Origin of the sequence: Tessaracoccus sp. MC1627 (genome assembly GCF_014164725.1) — a bacterium.
Lineage (GTDB): Bacteria > Actinomycetota > Actinomycetes > Propionibacteriales > Propionibacteriaceae > Arachnia.
Genome location: NZ_JACJGA010000006.1, coordinates 242046 through 258128, shown reverse-complemented (window position 1 = coordinate 258128; position 16083 = coordinate 242046). Strand labels below are relative to the sequence as shown.

Sequence of the window (16083 nt, the reverse complement as noted above, 5' to 3'; positions counted from 1 at the left end):
GAAGGAGTCACCCCGTGCGCAGCATCGTCACCATCATGGCCACAGCCAAAGAGCTGTGGCCCCTCTACCTCACCGTCACGCTCGGCGCGATCGCCACCTCGGCCACCGCGCTACTGACGCCGTTCGTCATCGCCAGGGCCACCGACACGGTGGTCGACATCGCGGAGGGACGCGGCGGCACCGTCGCGGACCTCATGTGGCTGGCGGTGGTGCTGCTGATCATCGCCCTGGCGAACTCGGCGATCACGAACCTCTCGGGCTACTTCGGCGACCTGATGTCCGTGCGGCTGCGCGCCATCCTGTCGGCCAACTACTACCGCAAGCTGCTGCGGCTCCCGCAGCGCTACTACGACAACGAGCTGACCGGCACCATCATCTCCCGGCTCAACCGCTCCATCACGTCGATCACCGACTTCCTCCAGACCTTCAGCAACGGCTTCTTCCCGACCGTGGTGACACTGCTCGCGGTGCTCGTCATCACGGCGTTCTACTCGCCGTGGCTGACGATCCTGCTCATCCTCATCTACCCGACCTTCGTGTGGCTGACGGCCAGGACGTCGAAGAAGTGGCAGGTGTGGGAGAAGCAGAAGAACGACCACTACGACATCTCAGGCGGCCGCTTCTCCGAGGTGATCGGACAGATGCGGGTGGTGAAGAGCTTCGTCACCGAGAAGAGCGAGCTGGAGTCCTTCAAGGGCCACTACCGCGACGCCATCGCCTTGTCGCGGCAGCAGTCCCGGTTCTGGCACACCATGGATCTCTGGCGCCGGGGGGCGCTGGACGTGGTGTTCTTCGGGATCTACGCCATCATCTTCTACCAGACGGCCAGCGGCCAGTACAGCGTCGGCACCATGGTCCTCCTCATCCAGCTCACCACCATGGCGCGGATGCCCGTCACCTCCATGAGCTACTGGGTGGACATGACGCAGCGCGCCGTCGCTGGAAGCCGCGAGTACTTCAAGGTGATGAACGAGACCGACGAGCCCAACAACGCCCTGGAGGCCGCGCCGTCGGCCGTGGTGCAGTGGGTGGACTCCGATCCGGTGATCGAGTTCGACCACGTTGACTTCGGCTACGGCGACGGTGACGGCGCCGACGGGCTGGTCCTGAGAGACATCGACCTCAGGGTGAACCGCGGCGAACGGATCGCGTTCGTGGGCGAGTCCGGAGGCGGCAAGACCACGCTGGTCAACCTCATCATGAAGCTCTACCCGGTGACCTCCGGGGCGCTGCGCGTCCACGGCCAGTCCGTCGACGACGTGCCGACGGTGGCGCTCCGCCGCGAGGTGGGCGTGGTGTTCCAGGACGCCAGCCTGTTCTCCGGCACCATCCGCGAGAACATGGCCTACGGGCAGGACGGCGTCACTGACGAGCAGTTGAGTGTCGCGGCCAGGCGGGCGAATGCGCTGTCCTTCATCTCGCACCTCCACAACGGCTTCGACACCGAGATCGGCGAGCGGGGCGTCAAGCTCTCCGGCGGGCAGAAGCAGCGGCTCTCCGTGGCGCGCGCCCTGCTCAAGGATGCTCCCATCCTCATCCTCGACGAGGCCACCAGCTCCCTGGACACCAAGTCCGAGCGCGCGGTGCAGGCCGGGTTGGAGGAGCTGATGGAGGGTCGGACCACGCTGATCATCGCTCACCGGCTGTCCACCATCTCGACGGTGGACAGGATCGTGACGCTGCGTGACGGTCGCATCGACGAGATCGGCACCCCTGCGGAGTTGGCCACCACCGACGGCATCTACGCCGAGCTGCTGGCCCTTCAGGGCTCCACGCGGAAGGCGGACAAGGCGCGCCTCCTGCGCTACGACATCACGCAGTAGCGTCGGCGCGGCGCTCGAGGCCCTCCGCGTCGAGGATCCGCACCCCACGTCGGCCCGCCAGCTCCACCACGCCGTCGTCGACGAGGTCGCGGAGCCGGCGGCTGAACGTCTCCGGGGTGGTGCCCAGGTAGCTCGCCACGTCCTTCTTCGCCATGGGCAGCTCGACGACCGCGCCTCCGGGCTCGCGGCGGGACGGAAGGTCCAGCAGGTACGCCGCGACCCTCGCGCCCACGTCCCGCCCCCCGAACGCGGCCAGCATCCGCTCGGCAGCGGCCAGCCGCTCGGCCTGCATCTGCAGCATCCGCACGGCGATGTCCGGGTAGCGGGCGACGAGGCGCGCCAGGTCCGCGTGGTCGAACGAGCACAGCTCGACGTCGGTCTCGGCATAGGCGTAGTTGTCGGGGCGGCGACCCAGGATGAACGAAGCCTCGCCGACGACGCTGCCCGGACCCATCACCCGCACGACGCGCTCGTGGCCCGTGTCCAGCAGGTGCACCACGCGGACGCTTCCGCGGTGGACGACGAGGAGGCGTCTGGTCCGGTCCGTCGGCGCGAGCAGCTGCTCACCGGCGGCGGCCCTGATGGGCCTCGCGAATCCTGCCACCTCCTCCTGCTGGCCGGCATCCAGCCCGCGGAAGACGGGGACCAGCGCCACGCAGGTGTCGCCGGCGTGATGGGTCTGAGCGTGCTGAGTCATGGCCCCAGCCTGCCCCAACACCCAGTCTGTCAGGCAATGCCGAACGACTCTCCCGCCGAGTAGGATTCAGTCCTACCCTGGATGGATGGAGGGAGGTCGACATGAGAACTACGAAGCAGATGAGTGTGACGTTGCCCCACGAGATGGCCGACATGGTCCGCGCCAAGGTGGTCTCAGGAGAGTACGCCTCCGAAAGCGAGGTCATCCGCGAAGGCCTACGGGCCCTGGCGGCACGCGATCGGGCGGTCGACGCCTGGCTTCTGGAGCAGGTTGCTCCAGCCTATGACAGGCTGCTGGCAGACCCGGATGGTGCGCTGTCTGCAGGCGAGGTCCGTGCGCGGCTCGTGTCCCTGCGCGGCCAGTGACCTACACGGTTCGGTTTGCGCAGGAGGCGGCAGATCAACTCGATGCCCTGTACCGGTACCTTGCTTCGTCAGCATCGCCGACGGTTGCTGCCGATTACGTGGATGCCATCGTGGCCCACTGCGAGGGCCTCGCGGTGTTCCCGCACCGAGGAACAATGCGGGACGACATCCGTCCTGGGCTTCGCACCTCCAGTTACAAGAAGCGTGCGGTGATCGCTACCTACGTCGATGACGAGACCCAGCAGATCACCATCCTCGGCGTCTTCTACGGCGGCCAAGACTACGACACGATCCTGAGCGGATCCGACAACGCGTGAGTCCTCTGCCCTAGGGAATCACTGATCAATCATGTCCTGGCTGCGGCGCACCGGATCGGGCGATCTGACCCCCCTGCATCTGGATATGGACGTCGAGTACACGCACCAGATGCAGTGGCACCATCTCATCCCGCCCGGCACGTCCTCGCCGAGGACAGCATTGATCAGTAACTCCCTAGAGGACACCGGTGGAACGCACTCAATTGCCGCGATGGGCGTGATCAGGTGTTCGCCGGCGTGCCCACGATCGCCAAGACGCAAGCATGACCGCGGAGGGGCTCGGCTCGAGCGCGTCCGTTGCCTCCCGGAGCAGGTGAGACCTCCCCGCTGCGCAGGCAGGCATGCAGCGCCATTCCCCCGACGCGGCTTGATCCACGTCAAGGAAGCGTCGGCGGCACCCCCGTAGCGTCGAGACATCGCCGCATCCAGCGGCACCGACCCTCCAGGAGGAGACCATGTCCACCGCGACCATCACCCACACCACCCTCCGCGCAGAAGGCTTCAGCTGCCCGTCCTGCGTGGCCAAGATCGAGAAGGCGCTGAGCGCGCTGCCCGGTGTGACGACGGCGAAGGTCCACTTCGCCTCCTCCCGCATCGAGGTGGATCACGACCTCACCCGCACCAGCGTCGACGACCTCGTGGCCGCCGTCGCCAAGGCCGGCTACACCGCCCGCCCGTCGGCGTTCTGAGGACCGGCCATGACACTCCTGTCCCATCGCTGGCGGGTGCCGGCGCTCTCCGGATTCCTCATTCTGTCCTCGTGGCTGGCCGGTGCGCTCGTGTGGCCGGCGGCCGGCTGGCTCATGCTGGCCGCCGCCCTCGTGGCCGGCGCACCGGTGGCCCGGTCCGCGGTGCGGGCGCTTCGACTGCGGGTGATCGGGATCGACCTTCTGGTCGCCGTCGCCGCCGTGGGCGCCATCGCGATCGGCAACTACTGGGAGGCAGCCGCGGTCACGTTCCTCTTCGCCGTCGGCCACGCGCTGGAGGACGCGACGCTGGCCAAGACCCGCTCCGCACTGGCCGAGCTGGTGGCCCTGGCCCCCGACACCGCCACCGTCGTCCGCGACGGTGCCCAGGTGGAGGTGCCGGCCGCTGAGGTGGGGCTCGGCGAGACCGTGGTGGTCAAGCACGGCGGGCGGGTCCCCGTCGACGGAGTGGTGACCTCCGGGCGGGCGGCCGTCGACGAGGCCGCGATCACCGGCGAGTCCATCCCCGCCGAGAAGTCCGCGGGCGACCCACTCTTCGCCGGCACGATTGTCGCGGACGGATTCGTCACCCTCGATGCCACCGGCGTCGGAGCCGACACCACCCTCGCGCGCATCGTCCACCGGGTGGAGGAGGCGCAGGACGCCAAGGCCCGCACCCAACAGTTCATGGAGCGGTTCTCGCGCTGGTACACCCCCGGGATCATCGTCCTGGCCGTCGTGGTGGGCCTGCTCACCCGCGACCTCGAACTGGCCCTCAGCCTCCTGGTCATCGGCTGCCCCGGCGCCCTGGTCATCTCGGTGCCGGTGGCGCTGGTGGCGGGCATCGGCCGCGCGGCCCGTGACGGCATCCTCATCAAGGGCGGCGAGTTCCTCGAGACGGCCGCCCGCGTCGACACCGTCGCGCTGGACAAGACCGGCACGCTCACCGTCGGCCGGCCCGCGCTGACCGACGTGGTGGCCCGAGGTGACTGGACCGCCGACGAGGTCCTCGGCTGGGCCGCGCGCGCGGAGGCGGGCTCGGATCATCCGCTGGCCCTCCCCGTCGTCGAGGAGGCGCTGGCCCGCGGGCTGGACGTGCCCGCGGTCCCCGACGGCGTGCGCACGGTGCCCGGGCACGGCGTGGTCGCGATGGTCGGTGGGCGTGAGGTGGCCGTCGGCACGGTGGCGTTGGTCGCACCGCAGGGCGACGCGTGGGCGGCCCAGGCGGCCGCGACGCTCGCCGACGCCGGCCACACCCCGCTCATGGTGGCCGTGGACGGCGACGTCGTGGGCGCCATCGGCGTGGCCGACGCCGTTCGGCCCGAGGCGGCCGCGCTCGTGGCGGCGCTGCACCGGATCGGTGTGACGCGCGTCCTCATGCTCACCGGCGACCAGGCGAGGGTCGCGGCCGCGGTCGCGGGAACGGTCGGGATAGCCGACGCCCGATCCGGGCTCCTGCCGGAGGAGAAGCTCGACGTGGTGCGGGCCCTCCAGGCCGAGGGCCGCGTCGTCGCGATGGTGGGCGACGGCGTCAACGACGCCCCGGCGCTCGCCCTGGCCGACGTCGGGATCGCGATGGGGGCCGCGGGCTCGGCTGTCGCGGTGGAGACCGCCGACATCGCCCTGATGACCAGCCGGCTGGACCGGATCCCGCAGGCCATCGGCCTGGCGAAGCGCACCGTGAGGGTGATGAGGCAGAACATCGCCATCGCGCTCCTCACCGTCGGAACGCTGCTGGCAGGTGTGTTGTTCGGTGGGGTGACGATGTCGATCGGGATGCTCGTCCACGAGGCGTCCGTGCTGATCGTGATCGTCAACGGGATGCGCCTGTTGCGCCCGGTGCCGCGCGTGAATGACCGCGCGATCGCTCACCCGGCGTAGCGGTCGAGCAGGCGGCGAACGTCGCCGACGGTCGATCCGTGGCCATCGGCCCAGCGCGGCTCGTCATCGGAGAGCAGCGCCAACATGCCCGTCAGCTCATCCGTGGCCAGCTGGTGGAGGCGTTGGAGGGCGGAATGGGACGACGGACGGGTGGGGAGGGCGGCCTCGACTGTCGCGGCCCCGTCCTCGGTGGTCACGCCGTTGGCGAGGATCCCGGCCCAGAACAGTCTGGTCCGGGTGAGGTCCCAGAGGTCGTCGTCGGTCACGTACAGAGCGTAACGCGGTTGCCGGCCCGCATTCCGACGGCTGAGGCGCCGCGGTGCGCCCCTCGCTCTACCGCTGGCTGAGGTGAGCGCTGCGCCCCTCGCTTAACCGCTGGCTGAGGTGCCGCGCAGCGGCCTCGAAGCCTCAGAAACGTGGGCCGACAAGGTCATTCTTCTTAGGCTTCGAGGCTCGTCGCTGCGCTCCTCGCTCCTCAGCCAGCGGGCGTGGCTCTTCGCCCTCGCCCGCAGCTGGCTCACCGAACGGGGGAGGTCAGCGGCGGTAGGCCTCGATCACCCCGACGATCGACGGCCGCAGCTCGGCGGCCGTGATCACCCGATCCACCGAACCCACCTCGACGGCCCTGTGGATGTTGTGCACCCCGTCGAACTCCGCCGCGACCTCCGAGATCTTCTCCGCCCGCACCGCAGACCGGACCTCGGCCAACTCCACCTGGATCTCGGCCCGCTGCTCCGGGGAGGCGTCCCGGAGGCTCGCCTCCAACGCCGCGACCCTCGAGTCCGCACCGGTCCGCTTGGCCACGTCGCCGGCGAACACCACCGCCGCCGCGGGCGCGCCACCCAGCACCGAGGCGTAGGACCCCTCGAGCGCCAGCACCGTCATGTTCTCGTTCAACCGCTTGGAGAACACCACGAACGCGCCGCCGTGGTAGCGCGAGATGACCACGAACACGATGGGGCCGTCGAAGTTGACGATGCCCCGCCCGATCTCCGCGCCGTACTCCAGCTGCAGGTTGCGCATCGACTCCGGCGAGCCGTCGAAGCCCGACAGGTTCGCCAGCACCACCAGCGGCCGGTTGCCGGATGCCGAGTTGATGGCACGAGCCACCTTCTTCGACGACCGCGGGAACAACGTGCCACCGGTGAACGTGTCCGGGCCGTCGGTGGGGGGGAACCCCGCGCGCGGCACAGGCTTGGACTCAATTCCGACGACGCACACCGAGTGCCCGCCGACACGCGCGTCGATCACCACCGCCGTCTCGGCCTCCGCCATGCCCGCCCAGCGCTCGACGCGCGGGTGGTCCTGGTCGCAGACCGCCGCGATGACGGTTCGGATGTCGAACGGCTTCTTCCGGTCCGGGTTGTGGGTGGCCGAGAAGATCTGCCCGACGGTGGCGAAATCCGTGCCGATGTTGTGTGGGTACTCCGAGACGTCGCGATCCACGGCATCGCCCGTCACCGCACGGCGGGGGCCGGACTCGCCCTCGGGCGAATAGGTGTGGTCGTAGTGCGACATCAGGATGCCCATGGCCGCACCCAGATCCTTCGCCCAGTACTGCGCCTGGCCGTTGGGGCCCATCACGCGGTCGTAGCCGCCGATGCCGAAGTTGTCCTCCGCCGACACGCCGCCCGAGAAGTCCAGCGACTGCTTGCCCGTCAGCACCATGGCCGAATCAGGCGTCATCACGAGGATGCCCTTGGTGTGCATCAGCATGGTCGCCTCGGCGTTCCAGTACGGCTGGGCGCCCACGTTGATCCCCGCGACGACCACGTTAATCTCGCCGCCCCCTTGGGTGAACTCGACGATCCGGCGCAACGCGGCGGCCACCCAGTCCATGTTCTCGGTGCCCGACTCCATCGAGATCCGGGCCCCGGAGCTGAGCGTGAACCACTCCACCGGCACCCCCATCTCCTCGGCCAGGTCGATGGCGGCCATGATCCGCGAGCACTCCGGCTCCGAGACGGCGCCCAGACCCTTCGTCGGATCGCCCGACAGCACGATCCTGGTCACGCCCTCCGGGTGCAGCGCCGTCGGTGTGGTGACCCGAGCGACGATGATGCCCGCCTTGTTGCGGCCAGGGGCACGGTCCACCTCGACGAGGCGGCCCTCGCCGTCGAGATCGAGCTCGACCAGCGAGCCGCCGGGACCGGCCAGGGTCGCGGAGAGCTCGTACGGGTAGACCAGCCCGCGACGGCGGGCGCGCAGCACCTTGGCCGTGTAGTCGTCGAGCGGCTTGAGCGGCTCGGTGGGCGGCGGGGTGACCGTGGTGGTGACGCCCGCGCCCGGCTGCGCGTGGAAGCGGACGGCCAGCGGGATGAGGCGGTCGCCGCGGACGAAGCGGCCCTGGCAGAGGACCTCCTCGATGCCCGCGCCGTCGGACAGGGGGGTGATCCGGTCCTGGAGCGGCTCGACGTCGGAGACATCCAGGTCGATCTCCGGCCAGACGTGCACCCAGACGTGGTTCATGTCCAGCTTCGAGCCGGCCTTGCCTCGGGCGGAACGGGTCCGACGGATGGCCTCCAGGCAGTTGGCGACCGCGCGCTCGGCGTGCGGCAGGCCGATCAGGCCGCCGTCGGCGTCGCGCACCACGGCCAGCTGCCGCACCTGCGCCATCGCCACGAGGCGGCGGTCGTCCGCGTTGGACTTCGCCACGCACTCGAACAGCAGCACGTCGTCGGGGGCGGGCAGGCGCGTGGTGTCGAAGTCGCGCAACCGCCACAGGTCCAGGCGGCGCCCCACCATCGGAGGCAGGCCACGGATCTTCTCGTCCTCGTAGAGCTCACCGTCAGTGAACCGGAACGTGCGGTACTCCACCGCGCCGTCGGCGGTGCACACCGCCACCGCGACCCTCTGCACGGCCGGGTCCCAGGCCCAGGACCGCAGGCGCTCCAGCAGTTCGGCGCCCAGCGCCTCGGCATCCGGGCGCTCCGGCCACAGCACATACATCTCGACCACGGCGTCATGGCCCGGCGTCCGCTCCGCGACCTGCGAGGCAATCAGCGACTCCAGCGGCCCGCCCGCGGCGAGCTCGTCGGCCAGGCCCACCGTCGTCACGAAGCGGCGCGGCCGCCCGTTGAGGGTGTAATCGCCGAGCACGACGGAGCGGTCGGCCACCGTGACGCTGGAGACGTCCGAGAGCCCGTAATCCGTGTAGTACTTCCGCAGCAGCACCTCGAGCATCGGCTCGTGCGCCGGCACCCCGCGACCCAACCGCGTCGCGAGGAAGTTGGCCGTCCACTCCGGGATGTCGGCCAGCCTGGCGATCCGTTCGTCGTAGTCGGGCGCGTCAGGGGTGGCGGCGAGTGCCTCCACCTCGTCACCCACGCCGGCGACGATGGCCGCCCGCTCGGCGTCCACCTGCGGCTGGTCGAACCAGCGGAAGCGGACCGAACGCGCGAGGTCTCCGACGGCGGGGAACCGCAGCTGCGTGGCGCGCACCAGGCGCTCCAGCTGCGCCCGGGCGATCACCGCACGGTCAGCGTCTGGGGCCGGCTCGGCGATCCAGCGGTCCAGGATGCCCAGCACCAGCGGCACGTCAGCGGCCACCCGCTTCTGCGCCAGGAAGATGCGGAACACGGCCGCCTCCAGCTCGGGCGTGCGGTCCAGCGAGTCCACGCCGTAGTGCCGCAGCGCAGCCGCCAGGCGGTCGACGAAGTGGCCGGGCAGCCCGGCGCGCTCCACGTCGAGGGTGGTCAGGTAGCGGTGGAGGTGCTCGCGGTCCGAGTGGACGCGCAGCTCGGTGTTGGCCTGCTCGCCCATGGGGCGGTTGCGGCTGAGCTCGGCGAGATCGGCGAACAGGGTGAGCAGCTCGATCTCCGCGGCCACCACATCGACGCCCGCGGACCGTGCCTCCTCGCGCGCCACGAGGTAGCGCGGAAGCGTCTTGGCCGAGGGGTCGACGTCGAAGCCCATGAGGATGGCCGACAGATCCGCCAGCAGGCGGCCGGCGCGGACGGAAGGATCCGCCGCGGGCGGGCAGACAGGAATGTCGATCGGCGCGGACTCCACGATCACCGCGGCGGCGCCGTTGCCGAGCGGCTCCAGGCGCACCAGCGGAGCCATGGACTCCACCTGCGAGCCGGTGGTCACCAGCATCTCCTTCACGCGCGCGGCGAAGGGCGCGTAGACGGCGGTCTCCATCTTCATGGATTCGAGGACCACGACGGGGGCGCCGGCCTCCACCTCGTCGCCCACCTTGACCGGCGTCGCCACCACGAGCGCCGGGGCGGGGGAGCGCAGCACGCCGCCCTCATCCCGAGACACCCGGTGGGTCACGCCGTCGACCTCGATGAGGTGGATGGGCCCGTGGGTCGCGGTGATGATCCGGTGCCGGTCGCCGCCGACGGTGACCCGCCCGTGTACGTCGTCCAAGCGCTGCAGCTCGGCCTCGGTGGCCTGGCCTCCGACGACGACCCGATAGCGCCCCGGGGCGATCGCGAACGCGGTGACGCTGTGCACGGCCCCGCGCAGCTTCAGGTCGACGGCGGCGCCGGACTTGTGCTGGGTCTGCGGCCGGCCGCCGTGCGCGGTGGTGAGGAGCCGGTCGGTCTCGATGGCCGTGGTCTCCTCGTAGGCCTCGATGGCCGCCACCACGAGCGCGACGCCGGCGTGCTCGTCGGCGATCAGCCCGCCATCGGCGCGGGTGCGGTCGATCCAGCCGGTGTCGGCCCACGGGATGTCTGCGTCCTGGGGTCCCGCGGCGCGGCGCGCGCCCGCCTGCTTCGGCTGGCGGCCGGTCACCTCGGGCTGGCGGAGCAGCTCGAGGACGAAGCTCTTGTTGGTGGCGCCGCCCTCGATGACGACGGTGGTCTCCGCCATCGCGCGGCGCAGGCGGCCCAGCGCCTCGTCGCGGGTGCGGCCGTAGGCGATGATCTTGGCGATCATCGAGTCGAAGTCCGCCGGGATCGAGTCGCCCTCCGCCACGCCGGTGTCGACGCGGATGCCCGGGCCGGCCGGCAGGTCCAGCCTGGTGATCAGGCCAGGGGCGGGGGCGAAGTCGCGGTCAGGGTCCTCGGCATTGAGGCGGGCCTCCACGGCGTGGCCGAACTCGATGGGGCGCTCAGTGAGGGTGCCCCCGGCGGCGACGTGGATCTGCGCCTTGACAAGGTCGAACTCATTGGTCACCTCGGTGATCGGGTGCTCCACCTGAAGGCGGGTGTTGACCTCCAGGAACGCGAACATCTTGTCGCCCGGGTGGTAGAGGAACTCCACGGTGCCCGCGCCGCGGTAGTCGACGGCCAGCGCCAGACGCTCGGCGGAGGCCTTCAGCTCGTCGGTCTGATCTGAGGTCAGAAGCGGGGAGGCGGACTCCTCGATGATCTTCTGGTTGCGGCGCTGGATGGTGCAGTCGCGCACGCCGATGGCCCACGCGGTGCCCTGGCCGTCGGCGATCACCTGCACCTCGACGTGCCGGGCGCCCGTGACGAGCGACTCGAGGAACACGACTCCGGAGCCGAACGCCCGCTGGGCCTCGTCGCGGGTGCGCTGGTAGGCGTCGGTCAACTCCTCGGGGGTGGTGACCTTGCGGATGCCGCGGCCGCCGCCGCCCGCCGTCGCCTTCAACATCAGCGGGTAGCCGATGGACTCGGCGGACGCGAGGGCGTCGTCGAGGGTGTCGACGCCGCCGCGCGACCACGGCGCCACCGGCACGCCCACCTCCTCGGCGATGAGCTTGGAGCCGATCTTGTCGCCCAGCTTGCGCATGGCGTCGCCGGAGGGGCCGATGAAGGTGATGCCGAGGCTCTCGACGAGGTCCGCAAAGGACGCGTCCTCGGCGACGAAGCCCCAGCCCACCCAGACGGCGTCGGCCCTGGCGTCGGTGAGGACGCGGGCGAGGAGGTCGTGGTTGAGGTAGGGGCGCTCCGACGCCGGGCCCAGCGGGTAGGCCTCGTCGGCCTCGCGGGCGAACATGGCGGAGCGCTCGGCGTCCGTGTACAGCGCGATCGTCGCGATGGGGTCGCGGTCAGGATGTTCAGCGTTCAGGTCCCGCACGGCGTGGATGAGCCGCATGGCGGCCTCACCGCGGTTGACGATGGCGATGCGTTGGAACACCTTGCCTCCTCAGGGGTCGACGGCAGCCCGTGGGGGGCTGAGTGTCAATGTCGCACCCTTTGGGCGGCTGCGCGAGTCGGCGCGACGGTGAGCCCCCGATTGGCGGTGGTGAAGGGGTTGCGGCTCAATGTCGCGGGGAAAACATTGTGAGGTTCCCACAAGCTGTGGGCGTCCCCCGCCATTGGGTGGGTCTTGGGTGTTGTGGTCGGGTCCGGCTGCGTGTGGTGGGGGCCGGGCCGCCCATGATGCCGGCCTCGGTCTCGGGTGTTGTGGTCAGGTTCGGCGGCGTGTGGTGGGGGCCGGGCCGCCCATGATGCCGGCGGCGGCGCTTCGCGCGTGGCGCCGTCATCAACGCCCACCCAACCTGCCCCGGCCCCCACCACCCACCGCCTTTCTGGCGCGGTCACCGGCCTCCCGGTGGGTGAGCCGGTCGGGCGCGGAGCGCCGCCGACCGCGTCGAAGCCTCTCTTACACGGTGGCTCTCCGGAGGCGTGGTCGTAGGCCTCCCGGTGGGTGAGCCAGCCGGCGCGAAGCGCCAGCTGCGTCGAAGCCAATTGCGCCCGATGCAGGGACCTGACAAGCGGAACGCCCCGCCGCTGGGGGAGTGCGACGGGGCGTTCGGGTTCAGGTGAGATCAGTCGTCGTCACCGTCATCGTCGTCCGAGTCATCATCATCATCGTCCGAGTCGTCGTCATCCCAATCGTCGTCGTCACGGTCGTCGGAGTCGTCGTGATCGTCATCACGGCCGTCCGAGTCGTCGTAGCCGTCGTCCGAGTCGTCGCCGCGACCGTCGTCGTCCCGACCATCCCAACGGTCGTCCGAGTCGTCTCGGCCATCGTCGTCATCGTCGTCGTCCCAGCGGGAGTCGCGGTCATCGCCGAGTTCGACGCGGTCGTCACGATCCCGCTCGCCGCCCTTGTCATCGACACCGGAGGACTGGGTCGAGGGAACGTCGGAGGAGCTGGGGGTGCTGCTCGCGGTGGCTGACGGGCTCGCGGAGCCGGCTGGGACCAGGATCGGTGTCGTGTCGCCGTCGTCGGACGAAGCGGGGGCCGAGATGGTCGTCGCGGGGCGGGCGTTCTCGGGCTGGTTGACGGCTGAGGCGAAGAGGCCGCCTCCGACGGCGGTGACGCCGAGTGCTGCTGCGGCGAACCAGGTGAGGGTTGAGAGTGCCATGATGGGCTCCTTCGTCGTTGTCGTTGGCACCATTCGACAGCGACAACATGAGGGCGAGAAGTAGTTCAGCGTGAGACCTCTCTCATCCGCGGGCTTTGGCGGACCGAAGCAGCCTCGCCCCGAGGTGGGCTCTACCCAGCCGCGCGGCTACTTTTCCTCCAGATCGCTTCCCGATGCCCTGAGGGGCCCGAGACCACGCCTGGAGGAACAGCAACCGCGCGCCCTGAACCCGACCGCCCCATGCCTCGGCCAGATGAGACGTTTCTCACGCGGCCACGCCCGGCGGAGGGCACGCGAGCGGGCAGACTGGAACCCATGACCGACGCCGACCCGTCTCGCACCACCCGGGTGACCATCCGGGCCCGCATCATGTGGGCGATGGTGCTGTTGGCCGGGCTGTCCCTCCTGACATCCGGCGCCATCGTCGCGCTCGTGCAGGACCGCGTGATCTCCGCAAACCTGGACGCGCAGCTGGAGCGCTCACGCGACGAGCTCCGCGTCCTGGCCACCCGGGGCGTCGACCCGGCGACGGGCGCACCGTTCGCCGGACCCTCCGAGCTGCTGCGCACCTACCTCGAGCGCACCGTCGTCGGCCCGGGCGAGGGCGAGGTGGCGTTCGTGGGATCACAGGTGCGGTGGGTGGCCTCGGAGGATGTGCCGCTGCGGCCGGAGGACGACGCCGAGTTGATCGCCATCGCCACTCCGTGGGCGACGGGCGACGAGATCATCCTGGAGCGGCTCCGCACGCCCACGGGGGACTATCACCTGCTCCTGGTGCCCGTGAAGTTCCCGACTGAGACCGGGGCCCTGCTTCACGTCGTGGACCGTGGCCTGGCCGAGGCCGAACTCCGCCGCACCATGACCGTGTACGCCGCCGTCGCGCTGGCCACCATGGCGCTCGTGGTCTTCCTGGCCTGGCTCGTGGTCGGCAGGTTGCTGCGCCCGATCGAGGAACTGCGCGAGGCTGCCGAGTCCATCGACGAACGCGACCTCACCTCCCGCGTCCCGCTCCGCGGCAACGACGACCTCACCGCTCTGTCCGCGACCATCAACCGCATGCTCGACCGGGTGCAGCACTCCGTCGAGGGGCAGCGGCAGCTGCTCGACGATGTGGGCCACGAACTGCGCACGCCCATCACCGTCGTCCGAGGCCACATGGAACTCATCGACGTCCACGACCCCACCGACGTCCGGCAGACCCGAGATCTGGTGCTGGAGGAGGTGGACCGGATGGGGGTCCTCGTCAACGACCTCCTCATGCTCGCCCGGGCCGGCGAGAGCGACTTCGTCCAGCCGCGGTGGGTGGACCTGGCCGCCCTGACCGACCAGACGCTGGAGAAGTCGCGCGCCCTGGGGGACAGGGTGTGGCGCCTGGAGCGCATCGCGTCCGCCGAGGCGTGGCTGGACCCGTCACGGATCACCCAGGCCTGGCTTCAGTTGGCGGCCAACGCGGTGAAGTACTCCTCGCCGGGCTCGGCGATCGCGTTGGGGTCGCAGCTCTACCGCGGCGAGGTGCAGCTGTGGGTGCGCGACGAGGGGATCGGGATCGCGCCGGATCAGCTGGCATCCGTGCGGGAACGGTTCGGGCGGACCCGGGAAGCCGAGAGCCACGCGGCCGGCGCCGGGCTGGGGCTCAGCATCGTCGAGACCATCCTCGCCGCACACGGCGGCCGACTGGACATCGAGTCCGAGCCCGGCGTCGGGTCCACGTTCACCATCAATCTGCCGCTCGGGCCCGAGCGTGCCGTCGAGGAGGCCGACGTCTCATGAGCACGATTCTGATCATCGAGGACGAGGCGCGGATCGCGTCGTTCATTGCGAAGGGGTTGAAGTCCGCCGGGTTCACCTCGCACTCGACGGCGAGCGGCGCGGAAGGCGCATCGCTGGCGATCCACGGCGGCTTCGATCTCGTGGTGCTGGACGTCGGACTGCCGGACATCGACGGCTTCGAGGTGCTCGAACAGATCCGTGGTCAAGGGGTCGCGGTCCCGGTAATCCTGCTCACCGCGCGGTCATCGGTGGCGGACCGGGTAGCTGGCCTCGAGGGTGGCGCGGACGATTACATGCCCAAGCCGTTCTCGTTCGAGGAGCTGCTGGCGCGGATCCGGCTGCGGTTGCGCACGGACGCGGGGTCGACGGCGGGGGACCCGACGCAGCTCAGTCACAACGGGTTGTCCCTCGATCTGCGAACCCGTCGCGCGACGGTGGGAGAGAAGTCGGTGGACCTGTCGGCCCGGGAGTTCGCGCTCGCGGAGACGTTCCTGCGCAACCCCGGCCAGGTGCTGAGCCGGGAGCAACTGCTGAGCAATGTGTGGGGGTTCGACTTCGACCCCGGCTCCAACGTCGTCGACGTGTACGTGAGATACCTGCGGGGAAAGCTGGGCAGGGAGCGGTTCGAGACCGTGCGGGGAATGGGCTACCGGCTGGTCTGACGTGACTGCGCGTCAGTCATCGTCATCGTCCCGGTCGTCGTCATCATCATCGTCGTCGTCGTAGTAGCTCGGCTTCGGGGCCGCGACGGTCTGGGGCGCCTCGGCCTCGTGGGCGGTCTGGGTCGCGGACGGCGAAGGCGTCGTCGTCGATCCGGACGTGGCGCTCGGGTAAGCCGAGTCGGACGGGGACGGTGTGGGACTGGTCGGAGTGATGGTCGATTCCGGCGACGGCGACCCCGCGGCGGGCACCATCAGGGCCGGCTCGCGAACCGGGGTGCCCGCCGGTGGGACCATGCTCGCCACCGCCCACACCCCTGCGGCTGCCACGGCGACGATCAGCGCCAACCCGGCCAGCGTTCGTTTCATGTCAGACCTCCTCGACCACACCAGTCAACACCGCCCGCATGAGCCGGGAGCGACGCGCGCATGAGAGAACTCTCATCTCCCCGTCGACTATTGGGTAGGTCTGGTGTGGTGTTGGCCACGATTTCTACCGAGTAGGCATTCGGGGAAGGGACGGGCTTTGAGTTGCGAGCGAGGGTGCGGGACGGCAGGGCGGCTGCGCGCGTGCACGCCCAACCCGACCATCACTCGACGGAACACGCCTGAGCAGACCCGGCCCAAGGCCGCCGTGACGGCACGCGCCCGGAA

12 protein-coding genes are annotated in these 16083 nt (G+C 70.2%); 7 read left to right on the top strand and 5 right to left on the bottom strand.

Annotated elements, in window-relative coordinates; all coding sequences use genetic code 11:
* Positions 1 to 14: 14 nt before the first annotated feature.
* Complete coding sequence (locus H5399_RS13495; RefSeq protein ID WP_182783517.1) at positions 15 to 1823, top strand: ABC transporter ATP-binding protein; 1809 nt, start codon at positions 15 to 17, stop codon at positions 1821 to 1823.
* Here H5399_RS13495 and H5399_RS13490 read toward each other — a convergent pair.
* Complete coding sequence (locus tag H5399_RS13490) at positions 1813 to 2520, bottom strand: Crp/Fnr family transcriptional regulator (protein ID WP_182783515.1); 708 nt, start codon at positions 2518 to 2520, stop codon at positions 1813 to 1815. The two genes, H5399_RS13495 and H5399_RS13490, sit on opposite strands and share 11 nt — an antisense overlap.
* A 101-nt stretch (positions 2521 to 2621) precedes the next feature.
* On the opposite strand from H5399_RS13490, the gene H5399_RS13485 reads away from it, so the two are divergent.
* From H5399_RS13485 to H5399_RS13470, 4 genes are all read left to right on the top strand, one after another.
* The gene (locus tag H5399_RS13485; protein WP_182783513.1) at positions 2622 to 2885 is read left to right on the top strand and encodes a type II toxin-antitoxin system ParD family antitoxin; all 264 of its coding nucleotides are present in this window, start codon (positions 2622 to 2624) and stop codon (positions 2883 to 2885) included.
* The gene (locus H5399_RS13480) at positions 2882 to 3202 is read left to right on the top strand and encodes a type II toxin-antitoxin system RelE/ParE family toxin (RefSeq protein WP_182783511.1); all 321 of its coding nucleotides are present in this window, start codon (positions 2882 to 2884) and stop codon (positions 3200 to 3202) included. The genes H5399_RS13485 and H5399_RS13480 overlap by 4 nt, the downstream gene beginning before the upstream one ends.
* Before the next feature lie 455 nt (positions 3203 to 3657).
* A complete protein-coding gene (locus H5399_RS13475; protein ID WP_182783509.1) occupies positions 3658 to 3891 on the top strand; it encodes a heavy-metal-associated domain-containing protein in 234 nt (77 codons plus the stop codon).
* A 9-nt stretch (positions 3892 to 3900) separates the two neighbouring features.
* Complete coding sequence (locus tag H5399_RS13470; RefSeq protein ID WP_182783507.1) at positions 3901 to 5769, top strand: cation-translocating P-type ATPase; 1869 nt, start codon at positions 3901 to 3903, stop codon at positions 5767 to 5769.
* On the opposite strand, the gene H5399_RS13465 is transcribed toward H5399_RS13470, so the two are convergent.
* The 3 genes from H5399_RS13465 to H5399_RS13455 all read right to left on the bottom strand — a co-directional run bounded on the left by H5399_RS13465 (position 5757) and on the right by H5399_RS13455 (position 13000).
* Positions 5757 to 6035 carry a hypothetical protein gene (locus tag H5399_RS13465; RefSeq protein WP_182783505.1) on the bottom strand — a complete coding sequence of 93 codons (279 nt, stop codon included), beginning with the start codon at positions 6033 to 6035 and terminating at the stop codon, positions 5757 to 5759. The two genes, H5399_RS13470 and H5399_RS13465, sit on opposite strands and share 13 nt — an antisense overlap.
* 268 nt (positions 6036 to 6303) lie before the next feature.
* The gene (locus H5399_RS18605) at positions 6304 to 11823 is read right to left on the bottom strand and encodes a carboxyl transferase domain-containing protein (RefSeq protein WP_182783503.1); all 5520 of its coding nucleotides are present in this window, start codon (positions 11821 to 11823) and stop codon (positions 6304 to 6306) included.
* Positions 11824 to 12457: 634 nt separating this feature from the next.
* Entirely contained in the window at positions 12458 to 13000 is a 543-nt protein-coding gene (locus H5399_RS13455) for a hypothetical protein (protein WP_182783500.1), read from the bottom strand.
* A 315-nt stretch (positions 13001 to 13315) separates the two neighbouring features.
* Between H5399_RS13455 and H5399_RS13450 the strand changes: the two genes are divergently transcribed.
* Both H5399_RS13450 and H5399_RS13445 read left to right on the top strand, forming a co-directional pair.
* A complete protein-coding gene (locus H5399_RS13450) occupies positions 13316 to 14770 on the top strand; it encodes a HAMP domain-containing sensor histidine kinase (RefSeq protein ID WP_182783498.1) in 1455 nt (484 codons plus the stop codon).
* Entirely contained in the window at positions 14767 to 15432 is a 666-nt protein-coding gene (locus H5399_RS13445; RefSeq protein WP_182783496.1) for a response regulator transcription factor, read from the top strand. The genes H5399_RS13450 and H5399_RS13445 overlap by 4 nt, the downstream gene beginning before the upstream one ends.
* Before the next feature lie 12 nt (positions 15433 to 15444).
* Here H5399_RS13445 and H5399_RS13440 read toward each other — a convergent pair whose 3' ends face one another.
* Positions 15445 to 15798, bottom strand: a complete 354-nt coding sequence (locus H5399_RS13440) for a hypothetical protein (RefSeq protein ID WP_182783494.1) — start codon at positions 15796 to 15798, stop codon at positions 15445 to 15447.
* Between the last annotated feature and the right edge of the window lie 285 nt (positions 15799 to 16083).